Source organism: Trueperella abortisuis (assembly GCF_030811095.1).
GTDB classification, from domain to species: Bacteria; Actinomycetota; Actinomycetes; order Actinomycetales; family Actinomycetaceae; genus Trueperella; species Trueperella abortisuis.
This window is the reverse complement of record NZ_JAUSQL010000001.1, coordinates 1,529,048-1,553,340: the sequence shown is the minus strand read 5'-3', so window position 1 is coordinate 1,553,340 and position 24,293 is coordinate 1,529,048. Positions and strand designations below refer to the sequence as shown.

26 protein-coding genes are annotated in these 24,293 nt (G+C 64.7%); 21 read left to right on the top strand and 5 right to left on the bottom strand.

Annotated elements, in window-relative coordinates:
• Window position 1 precedes the first annotated feature (1 nt).
• A complete protein-coding gene (gene leuC / locus J2S45_RS07020; protein WP_270975244.1) occupies window positions 2-1,417 on the top strand; it encodes a 3-isopropylmalate dehydratase large subunit in 1,416 nt (471 codons plus the stop codon).
• Complete coding sequence (gene leuD / locus J2S45_RS07015) at window positions 1,418-2,074, top strand: 3-isopropylmalate dehydratase small subunit (RefSeq protein WP_307634959.1); 657 nt, start codon at window positions 1,418-1,420, stop codon at window positions 2,072-2,074.
• 47 nt (window positions 2,075-2,121) lie between these two features.
• Here leuD and J2S45_RS07010 read toward each other — a convergent pair whose 3' ends face one another.
• On the bottom strand, window positions 2,122-2,721 hold the full coding sequence (locus tag J2S45_RS07010; protein ID WP_307634958.1) for a DUF421 domain-containing protein: 600 nt from the start codon (window positions 2,719-2,721) through the stop codon (window positions 2,122-2,124).
• A 127-nt stretch (window positions 2,722-2,848) separates the two neighbouring features.
• On the opposite strand from J2S45_RS07010, the gene murA reads away from it, so the two are divergent.
• Entirely contained in the window at window positions 2,849-4,168 is a 1,320-nt protein-coding gene (gene murA, locus J2S45_RS07005) for a UDP-N-acetylglucosamine 1-carboxyvinyltransferase (RefSeq protein ID WP_307635438.1), read from the top strand.
• A gap of 48 nt (window positions 4,169-4,216) precedes the next feature.
• On the opposite strand, the gene J2S45_RS07000 is transcribed toward murA, so the two are convergent.
• Complete coding sequence (locus J2S45_RS07000; RefSeq protein ID WP_307634957.1) at window positions 4,217-4,900, bottom strand: AMIN-like domain-containing (lipo)protein; 684 nt, start codon at window positions 4,898-4,900, stop codon at window positions 4,217-4,219.
• Between the two features lie 75 nt (window positions 4,901-4,975).
• On the opposite strand from J2S45_RS07000, the gene J2S45_RS06995 reads away from it, so the two are divergent.
• The 3 genes from J2S45_RS06995 (at window position 4,976) to thiL (ending at window position 7,769) form a co-directional block, all read left to right on the top strand.
• Window positions 4,976-6,076 carry a D-alanine--D-alanine ligase family protein gene (locus J2S45_RS06995; RefSeq protein ID WP_307634956.1) on the top strand — a complete coding sequence of 367 codons (1,101 nt, stop codon included), beginning with the start codon at window positions 4,976-4,978 and terminating at the stop codon, window positions 6,074-6,076.
• Window positions 6,077-6,229: 153 nt separating this feature from the next.
• On the top strand, window positions 6,230-6,772 hold the full coding sequence (locus tag J2S45_RS06990; protein ID WP_307634955.1) for an NADPH-dependent FMN reductase: 543 nt from the start codon (window positions 6,230-6,232) through the stop codon (window positions 6,770-6,772).
• 31 nt (window positions 6,773-6,803) lie between these two features.
• Complete coding sequence (thiL, locus tag J2S45_RS06985; RefSeq protein ID WP_307634954.1) at window positions 6,804-7,769, top strand: thiamine-phosphate kinase; 966 nt, start codon at window positions 6,804-6,806, stop codon at window positions 7,767-7,769.
• An 11-nt stretch (window positions 7,770-7,780) separates the two neighbouring features.
• On the opposite strand, the gene J2S45_RS06980 is transcribed toward thiL, so the two are convergent.
• Window positions 7,781-8,650: an HAD-IIB family hydrolase gene (locus J2S45_RS06980; protein ID WP_307634953.1), complete on the bottom strand. Its 870-nt coding sequence runs from the start codon at window positions 8,648-8,650 to the stop codon at window positions 7,781-7,783.
• A gap of 166 nt (window positions 8,651-8,816) precedes the next feature.
• Between J2S45_RS06980 and nrfH the strand changes: the two genes are divergently transcribed.
• The 7 genes from nrfH (at window position 8,817) to J2S45_RS06945 (ending at window position 15,359) form a co-directional block, all read left to right on the top strand.
• On the top strand, window positions 8,817-9,335 hold the full coding sequence (gene nrfH, locus J2S45_RS06975; protein WP_070446517.1) for a cytochrome c nitrite reductase small subunit: 519 nt from the start codon (window positions 8,817-8,819) through the stop codon (window positions 9,333-9,335).
• Between the two features lie 5 nt (window positions 9,336-9,340).
• Window positions 9,341-10,816 (top strand): ammonia-forming cytochrome c nitrite reductase subunit c552, encoded by a 1,476-nt coding sequence (locus tag J2S45_RS06970; protein ID WP_307634952.1) that lies wholly within the window; start codon window positions 9,341-9,343, stop codon window positions 10,814-10,816.
• 75 nt (window positions 10,817-10,891) lie between these two features.
• Window positions 10,892-11,668 carry a tetratricopeptide repeat protein gene (locus J2S45_RS06965; protein WP_307635437.1) on the top strand — a complete coding sequence of 259 codons (777 nt, stop codon included), beginning with the start codon at window positions 10,892-10,894 and terminating at the stop codon, window positions 11,666-11,668.
• Complete coding sequence (locus tag J2S45_RS06960) at window positions 11,658-12,353, top strand: cytochrome c biogenesis CcdA family protein (protein ID WP_307634951.1); 696 nt, start codon at window positions 11,658-11,660, stop codon at window positions 12,351-12,353. The genes J2S45_RS06965 and J2S45_RS06960 overlap by 11 nt, the downstream gene beginning before the upstream one ends.
• An 11-nt stretch (window positions 12,354-12,364) precedes the next feature.
• Window positions 12,365-13,810, top strand: coding sequence for a cytochrome c biogenesis protein ResB (locus J2S45_RS06955; RefSeq protein WP_307634950.1), 1,446 nt, complete (start codon window positions 12,365-12,367; stop codon window positions 13,808-13,810).
• Window positions 13,810-14,724, top strand: coding sequence for a c-type cytochrome biogenesis protein CcsB (ccsB, locus tag J2S45_RS06950; protein WP_307634949.1), 915 nt, complete (start codon window positions 13,810-13,812; stop codon window positions 14,722-14,724). The genes J2S45_RS06955 and ccsB overlap by 1 nt, the downstream gene beginning before the upstream one ends.
• A 20-nt stretch (window positions 14,725-14,744) precedes the next feature.
• Window positions 14,745-15,359: a TlpA family protein disulfide reductase gene (locus J2S45_RS06945; protein ID WP_307634948.1), complete on the top strand. Its 615-nt coding sequence runs from the start codon at window positions 14,745-14,747 to the stop codon at window positions 15,357-15,359.
• A 227-nt stretch (window positions 15,360-15,586) separates the two neighbouring features.
• Here the strand turns inward: J2S45_RS06945 and rpmB are convergent, their stop codons facing one another.
• Window positions 15,587-15,778 (bottom strand): 50S ribosomal protein L28, encoded by a 192-nt coding sequence (rpmB, locus tag J2S45_RS06940; RefSeq protein WP_062613734.1) that lies wholly within the window; start codon window positions 15,776-15,778, stop codon window positions 15,587-15,589.
• Between the two features lie 192 nt (window positions 15,779-15,970).
• Here rpmB and J2S45_RS06935 point away from each other — a divergent pair, with 192 nt between their 5' ends.
• The 8 genes from J2S45_RS06935 to J2S45_RS06900 are packed head-to-tail and all read left to right on the top strand — an operon-like array spanning window position 15,971 to window position 22,565.
• Window positions 15,971-18,193, top strand: coding sequence for an ATP-dependent DNA helicase RecG (locus J2S45_RS06935; RefSeq protein WP_307634947.1), 2,223 nt, complete (start codon window positions 15,971-15,973; stop codon window positions 18,191-18,193).
• On the top strand, window positions 18,190-18,756 hold the full coding sequence (rsmD, locus tag J2S45_RS06930; RefSeq protein ID WP_307634946.1) for a 16S rRNA (guanine(966)-N(2))-methyltransferase RsmD: 567 nt from the start codon (window positions 18,190-18,192) through the stop codon (window positions 18,754-18,756). The genes J2S45_RS06935 and rsmD overlap by 4 nt, the downstream gene beginning before the upstream one ends.
• Window positions 18,753-19,226, top strand: coding sequence for a pantetheine-phosphate adenylyltransferase (coaD, locus tag J2S45_RS06925; protein ID WP_270975260.1), 474 nt, complete (start codon window positions 18,753-18,755; stop codon window positions 19,224-19,226). The genes rsmD and coaD overlap by 4 nt, the downstream gene beginning before the upstream one ends.
• Complete coding sequence (locus tag J2S45_RS06920) at window positions 19,223-19,729, top strand: SPFH domain-containing protein (protein WP_270975261.1); 507 nt, start codon at window positions 19,223-19,225, stop codon at window positions 19,727-19,729. The genes coaD and J2S45_RS06920 overlap by 4 nt, the downstream gene beginning before the upstream one ends.
• Window positions 19,726-20,316, top strand: coding sequence for a YceD family protein (locus J2S45_RS06915; RefSeq protein WP_307634945.1), 591 nt, complete (start codon window positions 19,726-19,728; stop codon window positions 20,314-20,316). Before J2S45_RS06920 ends, J2S45_RS06915 begins: the two co-directional genes overlap by 4 nt.
• Window positions 20,309-20,989 carry a ribonuclease III gene (rnc, locus tag J2S45_RS06910; RefSeq protein ID WP_307634944.1) on the top strand — a complete coding sequence of 227 codons (681 nt, stop codon included), beginning with the start codon at window positions 20,309-20,311 and terminating at the stop codon, window positions 20,987-20,989. Before J2S45_RS06915 ends, rnc begins: the two co-directional genes overlap by 8 nt.
• Before the next feature lie 9 nt (window positions 20,990-20,998).
• Window positions 20,999-21,892, top strand: coding sequence for a bifunctional DNA-formamidopyrimidine glycosylase/DNA-(apurinic or apyrimidinic site) lyase (mutM, locus tag J2S45_RS06905; RefSeq protein WP_307634943.1), 894 nt, complete (start codon window positions 20,999-21,001; stop codon window positions 21,890-21,892).
• Between the two features lie 49 nt (window positions 21,893-21,941).
• Window positions 21,942-22,565, top strand: a complete 624-nt coding sequence (locus J2S45_RS06900) for a response regulator (protein WP_296932860.1) — start codon at window positions 21,942-21,944, stop codon at window positions 22,563-22,565.
• A gap of 39 nt (window positions 22,566-22,604) precedes the next feature.
• On the opposite strand, the gene J2S45_RS06895 is transcribed toward J2S45_RS06900, so the two are convergent.
• Entirely contained in the window at window positions 22,605-24,257 is a 1,653-nt protein-coding gene (locus J2S45_RS06895; RefSeq protein ID WP_307634942.1) for a sensor histidine kinase, read from the bottom strand.
• Between the last annotated feature and the right edge of the window lie 36 nt (window positions 24,258-24,293).

Sequence of the window (24,293 nt, the reverse complement as noted above, 5' to 3'; positions counted from 1 at the left end):
CATGAGCGGAACTTTGGCTGAAAAGGTGTGGCAAGACCACATCGTCAAACGCGGGGAGAATGGCGCCCCTGACCTGTTGTACATCGACCTCCAGCTGTGCCACGAGGTCACGAGCCCGCAAGCATTCGAGGGCCTGCGCCTAGCGGGAAGGAAGGTTCGCCGGCCCGATCTAACGATCGCCACGGAAGACCACAACACCCCCACTCTCGACATCGACCTGCCGATCGCCGACCCCACCTCGCGCACCCAGATTGACACGTTGCGCAAGAATGCGGAAGAGTTCGGCATCCGTCTGCACTCCCTAGGCGACGCCGATCAGGGCATCGTCCACGTCGTCGGCCCACAGCTGGGCATCACCCAGCCCGGCATGACGATCGTCTGTGGCGACTCCCACACCTCCACCCACGGCGCCTTCGGTGCGCTCGCATTCGGAATCGGCACCTCGCAGGTCGAGCACGTGCTCGCCACCCAGACCCTGCCCGTCGCCCCGTTCAAGACCATGGCGATTAACGTCCACGGCGCCCTCAAGCCGGGAACCACCGCCAAGGACATCATCCTCGCCATCATCGCCAAGATCGGCACCAACGGCGGCGCCGGATACGTGCTGGAGTACCGCGGCGAGGCAATCCGCGCGCTGTCCATGGAGGCGCGCATGACGATCTGCAACATGTCGATCGAGGCCGGCGCACGCGCGGGCATGATCGCCCCCGACGAGACGACGTTCGCCTACATCAAGGGCCGCCCCCACGCCCCCGAGGGCGAGGACTGGGACGCCGCGCTGGCCTACTGGCGCACGCTCAAGTCCGACGACGACGCCGTCTTTGACGCCGAGGTCGACCTCGACGCCGACGACCTCGAACCGTATGTGACCTGGGGAACCAACCCCGGCCAGGGCGTGCCGATCTCAGCCGGCGTACCCGACCCGGCCGACATGGCCGACGAAACTCAGCGCACCGCCGCCGAACGCGCCCTCGAATACATGGGCCTCGAGCCCGGCAAGCCGATCCGCGACATCGCGGTTGACACGGTATTCATCGGCTCGTGCACGAACGGCCGTATAGAGGATCTGCGCGCGGTTGCCGGAGTCATCCAGGGCAAGAAGAAGCACGACGGCGTCCGCGTGCTCGTGGTCCCCGGATCTGCGCGCGTTCGCCTTCAGGCCGAACGCGAGGGCCTGGACAAGGTCTTCCTCGACTTTGGTGCCGAGTGGCGCAACGCCGGCTGCTCCATGTGCCTGGGCATGAACCCGGACCAGCTGGCGCCGGGGGAGAGGGCGGCGTCGACGTCGAACCGGAACTTTGAAGGCCGTCAAGGCAAGGGTGGGCGAACCCACCTCGTCTCGCCGCTGGTCGCGGCGGCGACGGCGATCGCGGGGCACTTCGCCACGCCGGCAGACCTCATGGAAGCGGGGAAGTAAATGGACAAGTTCATCACGCACACGGGCGTGGGGGTGCCGCTGCGCCGCTCGAATGTGGACACAGATCAGATCATCCCGGCCGTCTTCCTCAAGCGTGTGGCACGCACGGGCTTCGACGACGCACTGTTTTACGCCTGGCGCAAGGACCCCGAGTTTGTCCTCAACCAGGAGGCGTATCGACGCGGCTCGGTGCTGGTGGCCGGTCCCGACTTCGGCACCGGTTCCTCACGTGAGCATGCGGTGTGGGCGCTGAAGGACTATGGCTTCCGGGCCGTCCTTGCCCCGAGCTTTGCGGATATCTTCCGCGGGAACGCGGGCAAGCAGGGGTTGGTTGCCGGCGTCGTCGCCCAGGAAGACATCGAGCAGCTGTGGAAGATCCTCGAAACCGAGCCGGGCACGGAGGTCACGGTTGATCTGGAGAACCGACAGGTGGTTGCGGGTGGATTTACCTGCCGGTTCGACATCGACGACTACACCCGTTGGATGCTCATGGAGGGCCTGGACGACATCGGCCTGACCCTGCGCGAGGAGGAGCTCATCACCGCCTTCGAGGCTACGCGCCCCAGCTGGAAGCCGCGCACCCTGCCCGCCAAGACCGAGGCGAAGTTCGAGGTCAAGGCCGCTCGGCCCGTCGGCGGGGATGCCCCACTGAGCTAATTGAGCTAAGGCCCGGTTGGCGCCGCCCCTCGGGCGGCGCCCCCGTGCTAGCCGCCCTGCCCGTCGAGATCGCCGAAGTGCTTGTCGCCGATGTATTCGCGCGGGATGCGATCGGCGCCATCGACGTGCTCGAGGATTCGCGGGTCGATTGGCACACCCGTGCGCAGCACGGAGAACTGCCCGTTAGGTTCGAAGACGACGGCGGCGATCTCGTCGTCGTTGCGCACCCCGGCCTGACGTAGCGCCATCCACAGCTCGGCCTCGGTCACGCGCGCGTGGTGGAGGCTATCGGGAAAAATGTCGGTGCGGGCCATGACGACGATGGGCGGGTTGTTGATAAGCGAGTCACCGTGCGGGTTGTGCCGCATCCGCCCGAGCACCGAACGCATGAGGAAGAGCGTGACCAGCGCGATCGCGCCGCCCGCGAGCGTGGGGGTGTGGCCGAGCGTGGAGCGGCCGGCAATCGCGCCGACGATGATGATCGCCGCCATGTCGTGCGTGGACAGACGCGCGCTTACCCGCTGGCCGATCACACGCAGGATGAGGAGTAGGAAGGCGTACATCGCCACCGTCCCCACCACCACCGCGAGCGCCTGCAGGCCGGTGATACCGAGCAGTTCGCCGAATGAAAGCCCATTGATTTCCATACACCTATCATCACACCATCCCCGCCCCGCCACGGCATTCATCACCCGGCGAACTCCCCGTGGACGCTAGATCACAGGAATTGTTCCCGGTAGTGGCTATGATGGCACCACACAGGGAAGGACAGTGATGGTGGGAGTTTTGAGCGTCCGGGGCGGACACCCTCTGCGTGGCGAGATCCATGTGCGCGGGGCGAAGAACCTCGTATCGAAAGCGATGGTGGCCGCGCTACTGACGGAGGAGACGTCCGTGTTGCGCAACGTGCCGCTGATCCGGGACGTCGACGTCGTCTCCGAGCTGTTGCGCCTGCACGGCGCCGAGATCGACTACAACCAAGACGAGGGCATCCTCAAGATCACCCCCGGCAAGCTTCACCTACCGGATCCGGCGGAGGTTGACCAGCTCGCCGGCTCTTCCCGTATCCCGATCCTCTTCTGCGGCCCGCTCCTGCATCGCCTGGGCGAGGCGTTCATTCCTGACCTCGGCGGTTGCCACATCGGTGACCGCCCGGTCGACTTCCACCTCAAGGTTCTCGAGGACTTCGGCGCCACCCGCGACGCCCAGGAGCTTGGCCTACACCTCGTTGCCCGCTCCGGGCTCCGGGCCCGCAAAGTGCACCTGCCCTACCCGTCCGTGGGCGCCACCGAGCAGACCCTGCTTGCGGCCGTGTGCGCTCGCGGTATCACGGAGTTGCGCGGCGCCGCCGTCGAGCCCGAAATCATGGACCTCATCGCGATCCTGCAGAAGATGGGCGCGCTCATCACCGTGGACACCGACCGCACCATCCACATCGAGGGCGTGGAGGAGCTGCACGGCTACGTTCACACCGCCCTGCCCGACCGCATCGAGGCCGGCTCATGGGCGTGCGCGGCGCTCGCCACCGGCGGCGACATTACCGTTCGCGGCGCCGAGCAGGAGTCCATGATGAACTTCCTCAACGTGTTTCGGAAAGTGGGTGGCAAGTTTGACGTACTCGATTACGGCATCCGCTTCTGGCACCCCGGCACCCCGTTGAAGTCCATCCCGCTAGAAACCGACGTCCATCCCGGCTTCATGACCGACTGGCAGCAGCCCATGGTGGTGGCCCTGACCCAGGCCGAGGGCGTGTCCATCGTCCACGAAACCGTCTACGAGAACCGCTTTGGGTTCACCAAGGCGCTCAACCAGATGGGTGCGAAGATCCAGGTCTATCGCGAGTGCCTCGGTTCCAAGGGCTGCCGGTTTGGCCAGGAGAACTACTACCATTCCGCCGTTATCCAGGGCCCGACCAAGCTACACGCCGCCGACATCGAGGTGCCCGACCTGCGTGGGGGCTTCTCCCACCTGATCGCTGCGCTCGCGGCCGAGGGAGAATCGCGCGTGGCCGGCATCGACATCATCAACCGCGGCTATGAGCACTTCATGCGCAAGCTCGCGGCGGTCGGCGCCGTCGTCGAACGCGTCGAATAGCCGCCCGCCGCCAGGCTCCGCCTGCCGCGTCACTGCGCTGGTCGGGGCCTACTCCTCGAAGTAGACGCGCAACACGGCGTCGGTGCCTCCCTGCGCATTGGGCTGATTCATGACCTCCACGGCGTAGGGCATGCGCGTGCGCGCGCCGATTGTGACCGTGTGCTGGCCCTCAAACGCGCCGGAGACCGCGATCCTGGTCATCCCTTCGGTAAGGGTCTGGCTGAGGGTGAACGCGCTGGAGTCGTACTCGTCCGGCTCCGGTAGGCGCAGGCCGCCCACGTGGATCTGGAGCACGTTGTTCGAGTGGACATCGATGGGCAGGCCCGAGCCCTCCTCGAAGGCCTCATCCGCCCAGCCGGGCGTGTACCAGCTCAGCTCGCCCGTGCCGTCCCATGAATAGACGACGTCCACGTAGTTGTAGCCGTAGTTGACGGCGTAGGGCAGGGCCTGAGCCGAGGTGTCGGGCCAGGTGGAAGACTGCGAGGACTGATCCGGTGCGGTGTAGGAGCCGGCCGGCGCGGCGCGCTCAAGCGTGCTGCTTTGCTCTTCGCCCCCGCCGGGTTCGGCAGTGTGGGATGTATCTGTGGCGGGTGCCGGCGCGGTTGCGGTGGGGGATTGCGACGCCGTCGTACTCGCTTCTGGCGTGGGCGAGGCGCTGTTTTCCGGGGCGGGTGGCTGACTGCAGGCGGCGAGCGTCAGTAGGGCGGCCGCAGCGATAAGGTGTGCCTTCACGATTCCTCCTTGGTGTTGCCCAACAGACTACCGTGGCTCTCCGACACTTTTAGCAGCCTCGGGTAGGCTGGATAGGTGAAGAAGATTCGTATCGCCTTGATTTACGGCGGAGTATCCGGGGAGCATTCGATTTCGTGCGTGACTGCGGGCGCGATCATGGGGGCGCTGGATCCGGCCCGCTACGACGTCGTCAGCATTGGCATTCGCCGAGACGGCACGTGGGTGCCGGGGGAGACCGACCCCGACGCGCTGGACATCTCCCGCGGCCTGACCGAGGTGGGCCCCTCCGACAGGCGCATCGTCATCCCGCCGGGAGACGGCAGCCAGTCGTTACTCGAGATCAGCGGCGGTCACGTGCGCGAGCTGGGCGGCGTCGACGTCGTCTTCCCGGTCTTGCACGGGCCTTTCGGTGAGGACGGCACGATCCAAGGTCTGCTCGAGATGGCGGGTATCCCGTACGTGGGCTGCGGCGTGTTGGCGTCAGCTGCGGGGATGGACAAGGACTTCATGAAGCAAGTGCTGACCTCTGCCGGCCTGCCGGTTGGCCCGTACCTGGCGGTCAGCCCCCATCGGTGGCGAGCGGACCGCGAGCAGGTCTTGGCTGAGGTCGCGCAGCTAGAGTTCCCGGTCTACGTCAAGCCGGCACGCGCCGGTTCGTCGCTGGGGATCTCCAAGGTGGCGAGCCTGGACGGGATTGGCACCGCGGTGGAGGCGGCCCAGGAGCACGACCCGAAGGTCGTGATCGAGCAGGGGATTTCAGGGCGCGAGGTCGAATGCGCGGTGCTCGGCGGGCGTGGGGACGAGCCGGCCAAGGCCTCGGTTCTTGGGGAGGTGGTTTTGGAGGCGCCGGCCGGTGGCTTCTACGACTTCGACTCGAAGTACGTTTCCACGTCGGGCCTGACGATGTCGATCCCCGCAAAGATCGACGAGGCGACGACGGCGCGCGTGCGGGAGTTGGCCGTGCAGGCTTTTAGTGCTTTCGGATGCGAGGGGCTCACGCGGGTGGACTTCTTCATCGCTGGAGGTGAACCGATCATCAACGAGATCAACACGATGCCCGGTTTTACCCCGTTCTCGATGTACCCGGCGCTGTGGGGCGAGGCCGGTATCCCCTATGGGGAGCTGGTGGATGAGCTGGTGGCGCTCGCGCTTGAGCGGCCGCGTGGGCTACGTTAGCCGGGCGAACGGCGTCGTGATGCGGGGTTAGGCGCGCGTTTTGCACAGTGACATAGCACACCGCCGATATAGTTGAAGATTCCACTAATGCTGTTTAGCCTTAAATCAGATCGCGAGTCCTCGCGAAAAATACATACTGGCGAAAGGCTAAAAATGAAGATTGTTTACCTGGTCGGTTCTCCGTCTGAGACCTCCATCAACCGCAAGCTCGCTGAGGCGATCGTGGAGCTCGCCCCCGAGGGCGTCGAGATGGTCGAGGCCGAGATCACGAACCTGCCCTTCTACAACCGCGACCTCGACGGCAACTACCCCGAGACCGCCGTGAAGTTCAAGGAACTCATCGCCTCCGCCGACGGCGTCCTGCTCATCACCCCCGAGCACAACCGGATGTTCTCCGCCCTGCTCCACAACGCCATCGAGTGGACCTCGCGCCCTGTCGGCCAGTGGGACCTCGCCGGCAAGCCCATCGCGATCGCTGGCACCTCGGCGTCGGGCATCGGAACCTCGCTCGCCCAGGCGCACCTGCGCAGCACCCTCCTCTTCTTCAATCCCAAGCTCATGACCCAGCCGGAGGCCTACATCGACGCCACCCGCACTGGCCAGCTCGAAGACGGCGCGATCACGAATGAGGCCACCCGCGAGATTCTCGCGAACTTCATTGGCGCGTTTGCCCAGTTCGTCGAGAACAACAAGTAAGAACGCGGTGGCCGTTTGCTAGTCTGAGCACATGCTCATCTCGCAGACGACCGAGGACGATCTTATCGCCCGCCTCCTACCCCTTCTGCCTCGCGGCGAAGGGGTAGCGGTGCCTTCGGGGGACGATTGCGCGGTCCTGATGATGGGTGGGGACGCCGCCATCTCCACCGACATGCTCGTCGAGGGCCATCACTTCCGCCGGGACTGGTCGAGCGGCGCCGACGTCGGCTTCCGTGCCGCCGTGCAGAACCTTGCCGACGCCGTCGCCATGGGCGCGCGCCCCCGCACGCTCGTGATCAGCCTCGGGCTCCCCGGGGCTCTCGAGGTGGCGTGGGTAGAAGACTTCGCTCGTGGGCTGGCGCAGGCGTGTGCGCCTCTTGGGGTTGGCGTCGACGGGGGAGACCTCGTCGGGTCCGAGGCGATCGTGATCGGCGTGAGCGTGCTCGGCGACATGGAGGGGCGAGCGGCCCTGCTGCGCTCCGGTGCGCAGGTAGGAGACCGCGTCATTCACGCCGGCAACCTCGGCCACGGCGCCGCCGGTCTGGCGCTACTCAAGGCACGGGCGACGATCGACGAGGCGATGGCCGGTTTGGTCGACGACTTCAAGCGGCCTAAGCCGCCGCTCCGCCAGGCGCTAGCCGCGGCGCAAAGCGGCGGCATCACTGCGATGATGGACGTCTCCGATGGCCTCGTCCGCGACGCGCGGCGCATGGCCAAGGCCTCGGGGGTGTGGATCGACTTCGAGCCGCGCTCCCTCGAAAAGAAGCTGGGGCCGCTGGGGCGGGCCGCCGGTCGGCTACACGCCGACCGGCGCGAATGGCTCCTCACCGGCGGGGAGGACCACGGGTTCATTGCCACCATCCGCCCGGGGGTGGCGCTCCCGGAGGGTTTTATCGACGTGGGCGAGGTCAGGGGCGCCGCCAACGGCGGCCGCGTGAGCGTGGGCAACCGAGAGGTGGCCGGCCTAGGCGGCTGGGATCACTTCTTGGAGCAATAGCACCGGGGCGCTTAGTCCTTAGCGTCGGGCGCGCCCTGAGAGCCCGCCTTGCGGGCGAGCTCGGCGCGGATCAGCTTGGCGACGGCGTCGTCGACCTGGGGCAGACGCCACTTGCACGTCTCGAGCACCGCAGGGTCCGAGATAGGTGCGGCCACCGGGTAGCCGACGTGGCCGAGCCAGGCGACGTCGTTCTCGGAATCCCCCACGCCGAGGGCATCCTCGGCGCGCAGTCCGCGCACGCCGAGCGCACGTTCGATGCCCTCCCACTTGGTGGTGCCGGTGGCCGGGATGTCGAGGAAATTCGCGTGAGAGCGCACGGCGCCCGGGAAGCGCGCCCGGATCGGCTCCAGCACCGCGTCGATCTCCTCCGCGTTGGCGGCCGCGAACGAGATCTTGGTGGTGCGGGTGGGGTCGAACTGGTCAAGGTCGAGGATGGGTTTGCCCTCGGAGGCGTTCTCGTTGACCTGTAGCATGCCGGTCGCCGCCATCGCGGCTCGGTCGGTGTACATCTCCGACTCGTCAAAGTAGAACGGGACCAGATCGTGGTCGTGGGCAAAGTCCGTGATCTGGTCGACCAGGTCCGTGTCCATGTAATGCGCCGCGACGATATCCTTCCCGTTCCACACCACACCGCCGCCGGCGGCAATGACCCAGGCGTAGATGCCCGCCCGGCGCACGAGGTTCGCCCCGCCGTTGAGTAGCCGCCCCGTCGCCAGCGTGATGGGCACGCCCGCGTCGTCCAACGCGCGCAACGCTGCGATGGTGGCTTCGGAGGTCACGGAGTGCTCGTCCGTGAGCGTGCCGTCGATGTCAAAGATGGCGTGCTTGATTGCGGTGGGGGACCAGGGCAAGTTTGCGAGGTCGAGGACCGGGGTTCTCATTGGTACTTCCAGATTCAATCGTGTTAGCGAACAATCGTGGGACTAGTGTCCCAAAAAGCTCCACAACTCGTTTTACAAGACAAAGTGTCCCGTAGTTGTTGTGAATAATTCTAGTTCTCCTGACATCAAACATCATACGATGGTGTTAAGGAAATGGAGGCGAGGCATGGGCACACGGCAAAAACAGCAACCCGGGTGGCTGAGGCGCACCTGGCGAGCTTTCGTCTCCACATTTTCGGGCTGGAAGGGCATCGTCCTCGCCGCCCTCGTCGGTGCGGTCATTGGCGTGGGGGCGATGACGCTCCAGGCTGCCGGCTTCACCAACTATTTTGGCAACGACCCCCAGACATGCAATTCGTGCCACGCGATGAACGAACAGTACAACGCGTATGTGCGAGGAAGTCACGCCAACGTTGCCACGTGCAACGACTGTCATGCTCCGCATGAGAATCTCGTTGCCAAGTACATCAACAAGGCCGAAAACGGCTTCATGCACTCCTTGAAGTTCACCGTGGGTAACTACCCTGAGAACATCAAGATTCGCCCACACAATCAAGAAGTCGTGGAACACGCCTGCCGCTATTGCCATGCGGATCTTGTGGACCAGGTTAACCACGGCTTCCTCGAAAGAAATGAAGAAATGTCGTGCGTCAAGTGTCACGACGGCGTTGGACACGCGAGGTGAGAATAGTGAGTAACGAGGAATTCGAAGTAGTTCCCCCCGATGGTGCTGGCGCATCGACCGCGACGAAGAAGACGTGGCCCGCCGTCGTCGTCCTCGTCGTGGTAGCCCTTGCCGCCGCGTTCATCACGTGGCTGTTCATGGACATTATGGACAAGAAGCAAGAGGCTGCCCACCCGTGGTCGCCCGTGGCGGAGATTACCGACACCACGTTTGATCCCGCAGTGTGGGGAGAAAACTGGCCCAAGCAATACGAGGGCTATATGGCGACGTCGGAGATGGATCCGAACAATAAGGTAGCCAACACCGATCCGTCCGTCCCCGAAGACACACGCGAATTTAAGACGCGTTCCAAGCTCGCCATCGAACCGCGTCTTGTGTCCATCTGGAAGGGCTATGCCTTCTCGGTCGAGTACAACGAGCCGCGCGGACACGCCTACATGCTCGACGACCAGAAGTACGTCAAGCGCATGACTGACTTCAACCAGCCCGGCGCCTGCCTTAACTGCCATTCCTCGGTCCCGGAGGTCGTCAACGCCCTTAATCCTGACGATCCGGCAGATGGCTGGGCACAGATGAACAAGCTTCCCTACTCGGAGGTCGTGCAACACGCGGGTGGCCCGATTGGCTGTATCGACTGTCACGATCCGGCGACCATGAAGCTGCGTGTCACCCGCCCCGCGTTCATTGAAGGCATCCGCGCAGTCAAGGCGTTGGAGGGCATCGAGGATTACGACGTCAACCGAGATGCCACCAACCAGGAAATGCGGAGCTTCGTGTGTGGACAATGCCATGTGGAGTACTACTTCAAGGGCGAGGGGAAGACCCTCACCTTCCCCTGGACGAAGGGTCTGACCGTCGATGACGCCATCGCGTACTACGACGAGGCCGGCTTCTCCGACTTCGAACATGCCACGACGGGAGCCAAAGTCATTAAGGCTCAGCACCCGGACTTCGAAACCTGGTCGCAGGGCATCCACGCCGACAACGGCGTGACCTGCGCGGACTGCCATATGCCCTACAAGCGTGACGGCGCCGCGAAGATCAGCGATCACCAGGTGCGCTCGCCGATGCTAGACAACGCCTCCATCAACGCGGCGTGCCTGACCTGCCACCACTCTTCCGAAGACGAGATGCGTGGCCGTGTTGAGACAATCCAGAACCGATGGGGCGATGCTAAGGATGTTGCCTTCACTGCCGTGCAGGGCCTGCTTGATGACCTGGAGCAGATGAAGGGATCCGTTGATCAGGCCACCTTGGAAAAGGCCTATGACTTCCAGCGCAAGGCGCAGTTCATGGTTGACTACTCCGTCTCCGAGAACTCTCGAGGGTTCCATGCGCCAGGGTATTCACTGGCGGTGCTCAACGCCGCTACCGACTACGCCCGCGCCGGCCAGCTAGCACTCAGGGGTGTCGACGTTGACATCCAGCGCACCCCGGATAGCTATGACATCAAGCCGGTCGACCGGCCCGGCCCCAAGTAAAGAACCAGTAGCCGAAGGCCCCGATAGTGGTGCGGCGTCCCGGGGCGCCGCACCACACCATTGAGAAGAGTGAGCATGCCGCCATCAGGTCCCAAGGACGATCTCCCCCACGAAGAGACGGGCGATCCCGACGTCGTCGATGCCGACGTGGTCGATATCGACACGTACGAGGAGGACGACGGAAGTGATTCCCCGCCCAAGCCGGTTCGGGCCAAGGCGGCGCCTACCTCCCGGCCAGGGACCCCGCCGGCTACGGGAGAGAAGAAGACAATCAACAAGCTCACGTTCGTGTTGACGGTTCTGCTGGCGATCGCCGTCGTGATCATTGTTCGGCAGGCCGGGCTGGGCCCGTCGGCGAGTGACAACCCGACCCTTCCCGCGAATCACCCGGATATTTCCCAGATGGACATGGGCCAGATGGCGACCCTTGATGAAGAAAAGGTCGCCGAGCTTAACCAGAAGATCGAGGATAATCCGCAGGATGTGGATACCCTCAAGGAGCTGGGCAAGACCTACGTGGACGCCCGTCAGTACCAGAACGCGCTCGATGCCCTCAACAAAGCGATCGAAGTCGCCCCCGATGATATGGAAAGCCACCTCATGGCTGGCGTGTGCAAGTACTCGCTCAACAACTTCGAAGGCGCGAAGGAGAGCTGGATGAAGGCCACTGAACTCGACCCGACGAAGGCCGAGCCGTGGTTCAACCTTGGATTTGTTTATCTCATGGAGGAGCCCGTCGACGAGGCTGAGCTGACGCGCGTGTGGGACAAGGTCCTCGAACTGGCGCCCGACTCCGACATGGCCGCCGACATCATGAAGTACCGCGAGAGCGCCGAGACTAATGGAGATTAGTGTCCTCCTTGCCTTCGCGGCTGGGATCATCGCCTTCGCCTCACCGTGTTTCCTCCCGGTCGTGCCGGTCTTCGTCGGCCAGATCGTTGGGGGAGATCCGGGCGAGGTCTCACGCAGCCGCGCCGGATGGCACGCCGTAGCGTTCATGGTGGGGTTCTCGGTCATTTTTATGACGATCTGGCTGTCCATCGCGGCGGTAGGGAACGTCCTCGGACAGTACTCGAACGTCCTTCGGATCGGCGGCGGCGCGATCCTCATTGTTATGGGCCTGCACATGGCTCGCCTTATCTCAATTCCCGTACTCGACCAGCTGATCCGTGGGGACCTCAAGGGGCCGGCGGCGATTCGCAACGGCACGGCCCGCTCAGCTCTCATGGGCGTGGTTTTTGGTGCGGGCTGGACCCCGTGCATTGGCCCGATCCTTGGCGGCATCCTTGCCCTTGCTGTCCAAAGCGAGACGGCATGGCAAGGTGCCCTCATGATGGCAGTTTTTTGCCTTGGCTTGGGGCTTCCGATCGTGGCCGTGGCCATCGGCGCGGTTGACCTTCACAAACGCTTCGGATTCTTCCGTCGTAACCATAGGCTGGTGGAGCTTCTCGCCGGCACTCTGCTCATTGTTATGGGCTTCCTCATGATCACCAACCTGTTCGCACGCCTGGCCACGCTGGTCCCGGCCTGGCTGTAGGAGGAGAAGAAGTGTCTGATCAAAACACGGCCACCCACGAACCTGAGCAGGTGGATGCTCTCGACGGCGCCCGCATCTCTGGCGCCGAGGTGTGGCGTACTATTTATGCCCTCTTCTACAACAAGAAGATCGGTCTGCTTCTCATCCTGATCGTGACGATCCTCAGCCTGATCGGTGTAGTCTTCCCGCAGGCCAACTCATATGTCGTGGCCGATGAGGCGGCGTGGGAGGATTTCCTTGCGAACCTGACACCGGTATACGGCGGGTGGACGAGAATTCTGGCGGCGATCGGTTTCTTTAACATGTTCTCCTCATGGCTGTTCAGGATCATGATGATCCTGCTGTGCCTGAGTATCATCGGTTGCACCACTCACCGCATTCCGCTTCTGTACCGCACGGCATACAAGCCGCCTAAGCGAGCGCGTGAGAACTTCTTCAACACGGCACGCTTGCGCTACAGCGCGCAGCTCAGCGTAGACGCGCAGACAACCACGGATGCGCTACTGGCTACGGCTAAGAGGCGCCACATGCGCGTGATCGCCGACGACGGCCAGCGCGAGTTCTTCTATCTCGATCGCTTCCACTGGGCGCCCTTTGGAACCGCGCTTTCCCACCTAGCGTTCATACTTATCATCATCGGCTTCCTCGTCACCCAGAGCATGGGCTTTCGTAACGACTTCTTCCTCGTCACTGTGGGGGAGACCCAGGAAGTCGGCTACAACACGGGCCTGAGCGCCAAGGTCGTCTCTTTCCAGGATGCCTACAACGAAGACGGCCGTCCGCTCGACTACGTCTCCCACGTCATCCTCTACAAGGACGGGCAGACCGTGGCCGATCAGAACGTGCGCGTGAACTCGCCGCTGTCCTATGACGGCGTCATGTTCCATCAAGCCTCCTTCGGTATGTCCGCTGTGGTTTCGATTTCGGGGAATGCGGGCGAACTCCACTCCGGGGGCGTGCCATTGCGCTACACGACCAGTGACGGAGCCTACAGCTACGGCGTCGTTGAGTTGGAGGACCCGGCCCTCGAGGTTTTCGTCATCACCTCGGCGTCCGGACGCACAAACCCGGATCTCGCGCCTGGCCAGGCGCGCATCGAGGTCTACGAGTCTGGCTCGCAGGAGACGATGGACATGAAGGTGGTGGACCAAGGCCAGCCCGCCACGGTCGCCGGCCTTGACATCACATTCGAACGCGAGGCTCAGTACGCCGGCCTCATCGTCCGAAGTGACCCGGGCGCGTGGGTGGTCTGGCTTGGTAGCGCGTTGCTTATTATTGGATCAATCATGACCATGGCACTACGTCACCAGCGCATGTGGGCGTGGGTGGCCGCCACCGACGATGGCTCCGTCCTCCGACTGGCCTCGCACGACAAGCGTGACCTCGGGTTCTCGCGCTACTTCCATGGATTCGGTACCGAGATCACCGAACGCATTACACAAGGAAAGGAACTCTAATGCTTGAGTTTTCCCAAATTCTCCTTTTCGCAAGCACGCTAATTGTTGCGCTTGCCTTCGGAATCTACGTCATGGCTACTTTCGTTGCGCGCAATATGAGTTCGGCCAAGCAGTCTGCGACTGTGGGTGCGCCGACATCCGCTTCGAGCGTGGTCGTGGAATCGAACGTCACCAGCACCGAGACCCCGGTCCAACGCACGCAGGCCAGGGGGCTGCCGCGCATGGGCAACCTACTCGAAAAGCTAGCCTTCCTCACCCTCACAGCCTCGGTCATTGTGCGCTACATCGCCACCGGTGAACCTCCGCTGGCCAACCAATACGAGTTCGCCACAGCCTTCGTATGGGGAATGCTTGCCTTCCAGATCTACTTCGAGCACCGCTACCGCATCCGCACGCTAGCGTTGTTCACGTTACCGGTCATTCTTGGCATGCTCATTTACGTGACCTCGTTGGACTTCGCCAAGGAGCCCCTCATGCCGGCGCTCCAGAATAGCCCGCTACTGACCCTGCACGTGTTCACCGCTGCGCTGTCCTACGGCGCGGCAGTCATCGGATTCGGCGCCGCGATCATGTATCTGCTCGGACCGAAGGTCACCTGGCGCGGTTGGCCGAAGCCGGAGATCCTCGAGGAGCTCGGCTACAAATCGGTGGTCTTCGCCTTCCCGCTGTTGACCATCATGATCGTACTGGGTGCCATATGGGGCAACATCGCATGGGGTCGTTACTGGGGCTGGGATCCGAAGGAAACCTCGGCGCTGGTGACGTGGTTCATCTACGGCGCCTACGTCCATGCCCGTGTGGTTCGCGGCTGGCGCGGACGGAAGTCCGCATGGCTCCTCGTTCTGGGCTTCTGTGCCGTCCTGTTCACATTCTTCGGTAACCTGTGGTTTGATAGCCTGCACTCCTACGCTTAGATCTGCTACAAGGGAGAGATGTGAGTACGACTGATTGGCGCACCCGTATTCGCGAGTCGAAATACGGCACGATGATGGTGTTAATTGTGACGACGCTCCTTGTTTTGGTGGGCGCATGGATCGTCTCCGGTTCGAGCTTGGGCGAGAGCTTGCTCGGCAGGGATGACACCCCTGTGGGTAGTGGCAAGGTCAGCCAGGTCGATGTTGACAGTGCACAACCCGCGCCAACGGTTGGCGAGCCCGCCCCGGCTTTTACCGCAGTCGACGTCGCAGGCAACGAGGTTTCCCTCGAGGCGTTGCGTGGCAAGCCGGTGTGGCTGCTATTTGCGGCGACCTGGTGTCAGGGTTGCCGCGCGGAGATGCCCGATGTGCAGGCCGTGGCGGATGCGCGCGACGACGTCGAAGTCGTGGTCGCGTTCGTGGGCGAGCAAGACAACACCGTGAGCGGCTATCTTTCGCGTGCGGGATATGACTTCGCCGCAGTGGCCGACGAGTCAAACGACCTTTCGCGCGCATACGGGGTTCTTGGCATCCCGGCTCACTTCCTGATCGACGCCGAGGGCAACGTGGCGAACTATCGCGTGGGCGTGCTGTCGGAGGACTCGATCGAGGAGTTCCTCTCCGCCGCAAAATAAGGAGCGGGGCCACGGTGTGCTGCTTGGGCGTAGAGGACAACCCGATAGATGCAACGGTAATCCCGTAGATTCTCGCCAAGAACTGACAGAATAATGTGACATCTGGTTGATTAACGCAACAGATATGAGGCCGGAGCACTCATGTGGGGCTCATGCGCCGGCATATGACTCGCAAGCGCGGGCATAAAAAATGAGGCGGGATCTCCCGCCTCATTTGCATCTAAGAACTAGATGTTGCGCGTCACCTTGCCGGCCTTGAGGCAGCTGGTGCACACGTTCAGACGCTTCGGCGTCCCATTGACGAGAGCCCGAATGCGCTGGATGTTCGGGTTCCAACGACGGTTGGTGCGCACGTGGGAGTGCGACACAGACTTACCGAAACCAGGGCCCTTGCCGCAGACTTCACATACAGAGGCCACGGTTATCTCCTTCGTTTGGGTTGAGAGCGCGCTCTCGCGCTCCTTGAAGCAACTTAAAGATGATAGCCGACAGCGCATGCAAATTCCAACGTACCAGGTCAGTGGGATTGCGCACGTCTACCGCGGCTCGGCCGGGGCGGCCGAGCCGGCATTCGTTCGCAGCTGCACGGTAACCTAGTAGCTGGAGGAAAGATGTCGGATCGAATGGCTGCCACCACGGCGGAGTCGTGGACGGCTCTCACGCGCCCGCTCGAGCGGGTCTTAGGTGCGCGCACCGGCGCAGCGTTTTCTAAAATGGGCCTGCACACGGTGGGCGACCTCCTAGATCACATTCCCTTCCGCCTGGCCCGGCGCGGCGAGCTCCTGCCGATTGAGGCGGTGCAAGAGGGAGAAGCGGTGACGGTGGTGGCCCGGATCGTCGATTCCCAGGTTCGGCCCATGCACTCCCGGCGCGGCTACATCTTATCCGTGGTGATTTCCGACGGGCGCCACACTCTTAACCTCACCTTCTTTGCCAAGTCCTCCCGTCCGCTGAACTTTCACGCCGCCAAGCTGCGCCCCGGCACGCTCGCCACCTTTTCCGGCACGATCACCTCCTACCGCGGCCAGCTCCAGCTTTCCCACCCGGAGTATGAGGTGGTGGAGGACGAGGCGGAGGTCGATCCGGCAAAGATTGCTCAGCCGATCCCGATCTACCACGCTGCCGCAAAGTTGCCCTCGTGGAAGATCGCCAAGGCCGTGGATGTCACGCTTGCCTCGCTGACCCCGAGCGACGTGCCCGATCCCCTCCCTGAAGACTACCTTGCCGATCACTCGCTGCCCGGCCGCTTCGCGGCGCTGCGTGCGGCTCACCAGCCGACCAGCGAGGAAGAGTGGCACAGCGCCATCGCGCGTTTCAAGCACGAGGAGGCCTTCGTGCTCCAGGCGTTGCTCGCCCAGCGGGCGGCCGACGCCGCCGCGCACCCGGCGCCCGCGATGGCGCCCCGCGAGGGTGGCATCCTCGCGGCATTCGACGCCCGCCTTCCCTTCGATCTGACCGCCGGCCAGCGCGCGGTGGGTCAGGAGCTGGCCGCAGAACTCGCCACCGCCAGCCCGATGCGCCGCCTTCTGCAGGGCGACGTCGGATCGGGCAAGACCGTCGTCGCCTTGCGTGCCATGCTCCAGGCGGTCGACGCCGGGCGTCAGGCCGTCCTCGTGGCACCCACGGAGGTGCTCGCGGCCCAACACTACGCCTCGTTCCAGTCGATGCTGGGGGAGCTGGGGATGGCCGGCCAGCTCGGAGCGGCCGCGCTGGCTACGTCGATTGAGCTGCTGACGGGCTCGTTGCCCGCGGCGAAGAAACGCGCAACGCTCGCCGCGATCGCCTCGGGCGCGGCTGGGATCGTGGTTGGAACCCACGCCCTGTTTGAGGACATGGTCCAGATCCCGTTCCTCGGCCTCGTGGTGATCGATGAGCAGCACCGCTTCGGGGTGGATCAGCGCGACCGCCTCGCCGCCGGTGCCCACCTCCTCGTCATGACGGCCACGCCGATACCGCGAACGATCGCGATGACTTCCTTCGGGGAGCTGCAGGTCTCGACCCTGCGCGAGCTGCCCGCGGGGCGCCGAGCGATCGCCACGAACCTGGTCCCGGCCATGAACGAACGCTGGGTGGAGCGGGTCTGGGAGCGGGCCCGGGAGGAGATCGACGCCGGCGGCCGGGTCTACGTCGTCTGCCCGCGAATCTCCGCCACGGCCGAGGAGGAGGCGCCGAACGGCCCGGATCAGGCCGACCTCGATCAGCAGCTCACCATCGACGAATTTGAGCCCGCCTCCGTTGAATCCGTCCTCGACCAGCTGCGCGCGAAACCGGCCCTCGCGGGAATCCGCATCGGCGCCGTCCACGGCCGCATGGATGCCGAGGACAAGGCCCGCGCCATGGGCGATTTCGCCTCCGGCGCGGCGCCTTTGCTCGTGTCCACCACCGTGATCGAGGTGGGCGTAGACGTTCCGCAGGCCACGATGATGGTGATCCTCGACGCTGAACGCTTCGGCCTGTCCCAGCTTCACCAGCTGCGCGGGCGTGTCGGGCGTGGCCAACGCGAGTCAATCTGCCTGGCAGTTCACCACGCCCTCGACGGCACGCTCGCCTTCGAGCGCCTGAAAGCCTTCGCCTCCACCACCGACGGCTTCGTCCTGGCGGAGAGGGACCTGGAGCTGCGCAGCGAGGGCAACGTGCTGGGCGCGGCGCAGAGCGGGCGGTCGTCGTCGTTGAAGTTCGTGCGCGTGCGCACGGACGAAAACCTCATCGGGGTGGCGAGGGCGGCGGCCAGGAAGCTCGTGGCGGGCGACCCCACGCTTGCCTCCCACCCGGCTCTGCGCGCCGCGATCGAGGCGGCAAGCTCCGAATCCACCGACTACCTGGAGAAGACATGACCAGAATCGTTGCCGGCACCGCCGGCGGGCGAAACCTGCAGGTGCCCAAGTCCGGAACCCGCCCCACCTCCGAACGCGTGCGGGAGGCGATGTTCTCGCGCCTCGAGCACTACGGCTACATCGAGGATTGCGCCGTGCTCGACCTCTACGCAGGCTCGGCGGCGCTCGGGCTCGAGGCCAAATCCCGCGGCGCGCGCAGTGTTGTCGCTGTTGAGTCCAGCCGCCAGGCGGCTTCCGTGGCACGCGCGAACGCCAAGGCCACCGGGCTGGAGATCGACGTCGTGCCCATGAAGGCGGAAACCTACCTCGCCACCGAGCCCAGCGAGCGCTTCGATCTGGTATTCCTTGACCCTCCCTACGATGTTTCGGAGGGCGACCTCGGCCTCGTTCTCGAGTTGCTCGTGGCGCACCTGGCACCCGACGCGATGGTGGTGGTCGAGCGGAACAAGCGCTCGCCGGAGCCGGCGTGGCCCGCACGGCTCGTGCTCGACGACGACCGCACATGGGGCGATACCCGCGTCTGGAGCGCGGTTGTGGACGGTGAGGGTAGACTGGAGGCATGACACTAGCGGTTTGCCCGGGATCCTTCGATCCGCTCACTCTTGGCCACATTGACGTCATCAAGAGGGCGCGGGGGATGTTTGACGATGTCGTGGTGGCCGTCAGTCACAACGCGAAGAAGGCATACCTATTCAGCCTCGAGGAGCGGGTGGAGTTGGCGCGCGAGGCGCTTGCCGGCGTCGACGGAGTGCGGGTGGAGGTGGCCCCCGGACTCATCGCCGACTTTGCGCGGGAGGCCGGCGCGGCGGCGATCGTCAAGGGGCTGCGCGGGGCAGCGGACTACGACGCCGAGCAGGCGATGGCGCTCCTGAACCGGCACCTGTCCCGCATCGAGACGGTGTTCATCATGGGCGATCCCGCACTGAGTCACATAGCATCCTCCTTCGTGAAAGAAATAGCCTCATACGGGGGTACAATCGACGATCTGGTGACGCCGAACGTCGCGCGCGCACTGAGGAAGGTCAATTCATGAATGAACAAGGCGAATCGCTGCTCGAGATCCTGGACGAGCTGGTGGAGATCGTCTCTCACGCCAAGTCCTTGCCGATGTCGGCCTCGGTGATGGTCAACCGCTCTGAGCTACTTGACCTGCTTGAGACGGCACGTGAGATCGTGCCCGATCAGATCGTCGCGGCGGACGAGGTGCTCCAGGAGGCTTCGGCCGTCTCCGAGTCGGCCCGCCAAGACGCGGAGTCGATCCGGGAGCGTGCCGAACAGGACGCGGCGACGATCGTGGCGGAGGCGCGCGAGCAGGCTTCGCGCATGGTGGCGCAGGATCAGATCACGATCGCCGCGAAGTCGCAGGCCACGCGTATCCTCGACGAGGCGCAGACAAAGGCCGACCACATGGTGCGCGGGGCGGACGACTACGCCGCCACTACCCTCGACCAGCTCTCGGAGGAACTCGGCGGTCTGCTTGAGCAGATCGCGGCCGGCCGCGCACACCTGGCCCACCGCTTGGAGGACGAATCATGACCAGCCCTTACATCGTCTCCATCGTCGACTTGCCGCGCGTGGAGGGCGCCCAGCGGGAGCTGAATACGCAGCTGCCGGCGCCGGCCGAGTGCGGCATACCGCTCATGGGCGTGCCGGAGGGGGACCCGATTGACCTCGGCCTTGTGTTGCAGTCAGTCTCCGAGGGCGTGCTCGTCCAGGGGATGGTCAGCGCTGCCGCCCGCGGCCAGTGTGCCCGCTGCCTGAAGGACATCACGCTCGACCTGAACGAGCCGGTGGCCGAACTCGTCCTCTACCCGGAGAGCCGAAAGGCTCTGCTCGATGAGGGGGACGAGGAGGCGGAGGACATGCCCGTCGTCGTCGACGACGCGATCGACATGGAGCCGATCGTCCGAGACGCGCTTGTGCTCTCGATTCCGCTCGTCCCGCTGTGCCGCCCGGACTGCGAGGGGCTGTGCCCCGAGTGCGGCGAACGCTGGGAGGACCTGCCACCAGATCACAAGCACGAGTTCCTCGACCCGCGCTTCTCCGCCCTCGACGCGCTCGCGGCCCAACTTTCTCAGGAGGCCGAGGCCGCATCCGACAATGCCGAGGAGCGCCGTGCATAAGCCGATAACGCAACGCGAGGTGGAGGCCTGGGGCGCCACGATCGACGCCCGCTACCTTGAGCCGGCGCTCACGCACCGATCCTGGGCCTATGAAAACGGCGGGGAGCATTCGGAGCGCCTTGAATTCCTGGGCGATTCGATCCTGGGCGCTGTGGTGACCAGCTACATCTTCGAGAAGTATCCGGAGATGGACGAGGGCTTCATGTCGAAAATCAAGGCGGCCGCGGTTTCTGAGCGCTCGCTCGCCCAGATCGCACGCCGGCTCGGCCTGGGTGCGTTCATCCGCCTCGGCCACGGCGAGGAGATGTCGGGCGGGCGGGATAAGGACTCGATCCTGGCCGACACCATGGAGGCCCTGATCGGTGCCACCTTCCTCACGCACGGCGTGAAGCTGACCAACGACGTCGTTCTTCGCCACCTCACCGCGCAAGTCGCGGCGGCGGAGAAGATGGGGCCCGCGCTCGACTGGCGTACCGCCTTCGAGGAGAAGGCCCGTGATCGGGGCATTGTTGGCGATCTGAGCTACGTGATCACGGGCGAGGGGCCAGATCACGCCCGCGTCTACACGGCCACGGTGCAGGTGGACGGGGTCGCCTACGGCCAGGGCACGGCCACCTCCCAGAAGCAGGCGAAGCTGGAGGCCTGCAGGGACGCCTACGACGCCCTAGGCTAGCGCCTCGCCATGCCCGAGCTGCCCGAAGTAGAGACGATCCGCCGTGGCCTCGAGCCGATCGCCGTGGGCGCCACGGTGGTGGGTGTGGAGGTGCTCAGTGCGCGGGCGGTGCGCCGCGCGCCGGCGGGTCTCGATCCGCTCGTCGGTCGCCGTATCGAGGCGGTGGCCAGGCGGGGGAAGTACCTGTGGTTCGACGCCGGTGGCCTGGCACTCGTCGCCCATTTGGGCATGTCCGGCCAGTTTCGGGTGGGCGGGGCGGACAACCCGCACCGGCGCGCTTCTTTTTTCTTCGACGACGGCGTCCGGCTCGACTTCGTCGACCAACGCACCTTCGGCCACCTCATGCCCGATACGTTTGTCCCCACCGACGACGGCGAGCCAGGCGGCCAGGGGAGCGTGCTGCCGCGTGTCCCGCGTTCGGTTGCCCATATTGCTCGTGACCTGCTCGACCCGGCCTTTGACCTTGATGGCGTCGTTCGCCGCGTCCATGCCAAAGACTCCGAGATTAAGCGGATCCTCCTTGACCAGTCGGTGGGGTCGGGGGTGGGCAACATCTACGCCGACGAGGCGCTCTTTGCCGCCCGCGTCCATCCGCGTCGGCTGGCCAGCCGCATGTCGTTGGGTAAGATCCGCGCGGTCTACCTCGCGGCGGCCGACGTCATGGCCCGGGCGGTCGAGGTCGGCGGGACCTCCTTCGACTCCCTCTACGTCAACGTGGATGGTGCCTCGGGCTACTTCGACCGGGTGCTCAACGTTTACGGGCGGGCCGGCGAGTCGTGCCGGGTGTGCGGGACCGCGCTCAAGCGTGAGCCGTTCATGGGCCGCTCCTCGCACTTTTGCCCAGTGTGCCAGTGTGCGCGGCACGTACGCCCCCTGGCGCGGAGGCGTAGTAGCGGAAATTAGTGAGATATCTGGATAAGATGACGGTGTGAGCACTACAGATATTTCCGTGATGATTATTGACGACCACGAGGTTGTTCGCCGCGGCATCGCCGAGGTTGTTGACCGCGCCGACGGGCTGGCCGTCGTGGCCGAGGCCGGGTCGGTGGCGGAGGCCGTGCGCCGGGCCACGCTCATGGCGCCCCAAGTGGCGCTCGTGGATCTGCGCCTGCCAGACGGCACCGGCATCGACATCATTCGCGAGTTCCGCGAGGTTGTGCCCGAGACGAAGGCGATCGTGTTGACCTCATTCGACGACGACGACGCCCTCGCCGAGGCCCTTGACGCCGGCGCGAAGGCATACCTGCTCAAGTCGGTGCGTGGGGCGGAGATCACCGAGGTTATCAAGGCGGTGGCGGCTGGCCGCGTGCTGTTGGACGAGCGGACGGTTACCCGGCGTCGTGCCGATCATGCCGACCCGACCGCCCATCTGACCCCCTCCGAGCGCAAGGTGCTCGACCTGATCGGGGATGGCCTGTCGAACCGGGAGATTGGAGACAAGCTCGGTGTGGCTGAGAAGACCGTGAAGAACCACATCACCTCGCTGCTGTCGAAGATGGGGATGCAACGCCGCACCCAGGTCGCGGCGTGGGTTGCGGGCCAGCGTGCGGCGGGCTGGCGCAACCAAAACGGCTAGGCGCTAAACGCGGGTCGGGCTCGCGCTGGCGGCTAGTGGCTAGCGCAGGTTGGCGCACCAGGTCAGTAGCGTGCCGCTGTGTCCGTCCCCGCGCGGCTCGATCGCGAACGTGCCGTGATGGCGCCGGGCGCGAGCCGCGAGGTTGGATAGGCCGGAGCGGCGGGCGAGGGCCTGGGCGATGCCGGCGCCGTCGTCCAGCACGCGGACCACGATCTCGTCGGGGGTGGCGTCCACCTTAACCGACACGGAGGACGCCTTCGCGTGCCGTGCGGCGTTGGCCAGCCCCTCGCGTACCACCGCCACCACGTCGTCGGCGATGTCGGATCCGACGGCGTCGTCGATGAGGTGGTAGTCGGACTCGGCCACATCCGAACCGTTCCAGGTCAGCAGGAGCGAGGGAGCGAATCCGAGCGCTTGGCGCGCCACCGAGGTCTCGTGCTGGAGGCGAGAGACGATCGCGGCCGAGGAGCCGTCGTCGCGTAGCGAGTGGACGATATGGCGGATCTGTTTGACCGAGTCGTCGATGGCGCTGATCGCGGCGTCGAGCGCCCCGGTGACGTCCTCGCCGAGTCCGCGCGAACTCATCTCCTCGCGGATTGCGGTGATGTGCATGCCGGAGGCGAAGAGCTGCTGGATGGCGAGGTCGTGCAAGTCGCGTGAGATGCGGGCGCGTTCGTCGAGTTCGGCGGCGAGGGCCTGGGCCTGGCGTGCCTCGGCGAGCCGGATCGCGATGGTGGCCTGCTTGGCCACGGACTCGGCCATCGTCAGGTCGTGCAAGTTGAATTCGGCGGTGGAGGGGTAGCGCAGCAACAGGATGACGCCTAGGCCCACGCCCTGGGAGATGAGCGGGCTGTAAAGCGCGGAGCCGAACTGGCGCAGCTCGGGCACGCGGATGGTGCGCAGGCGTTGCATGGAATCGACGACGACGCCGGACTGCTCCCGGATCACCGTGCGGGCCCGGCCTTCCTTGGGGAAGGACAGGCCGACGAGCTCGTGGACGCGGGCCGGGTCGTCGGCGTCGACAATCTCGGAGATCCACGAATCCTGGATGGAGGGCAGGATGATCATGGCCACGTCGGCGCGGGCGGCGACCCGCATCTCGTGGGCGATGACTTCGAGCGCCTCATCCTCGTCGGTGCCTTCGAGGAGCGAGGAGACGATGTGCTGGGAGGCGGTCAGCCACCGGGCGCGGTTCTGCGATTCGGCGTACAGCAACGAGTTGACCACGGAAATCTCGGTGGCCTTGACCAGCAGGTGGACGAGCTCGCCGTCGTCGGCTGTGAAGGGTGTGGGCTTGTCGGAGAGGAAGAGGCGCCCCCACACTTGTTCGTTGACTGTGATCGCCACGCCGAGGAAGTTCTTCATCGCCGGGTGATTGGGCGGCAGGACGGTTCCGTCGGCGTAGGCGGAGATGTCGTTGATAATGAGGTAGGAGTCGAGCGGAATCTCGTTGAAGACCCCGTGGTCGATTGGCGGGTGGTCGATGACCACCTCCGGTCCGCGCGGCTGGCCCTGCTGGATGAACTGGAGCGTATCGCCGTGGGAGTCGAGCACGCTGACGGCCCCGAACTCGGCGCCCGTGAGCTCGCACGCTGTTTGGACGAGGGCTTGCGATACCTCGGTGCGGTCCAGCGACCTCGCGATCGTGAGGATGTGGCGCGAAAACTCGGAGATTTGCTCCAGTGCCTTCATCGGCGTCCTTTCCGGTTCATACGCTTCTACCAGCTA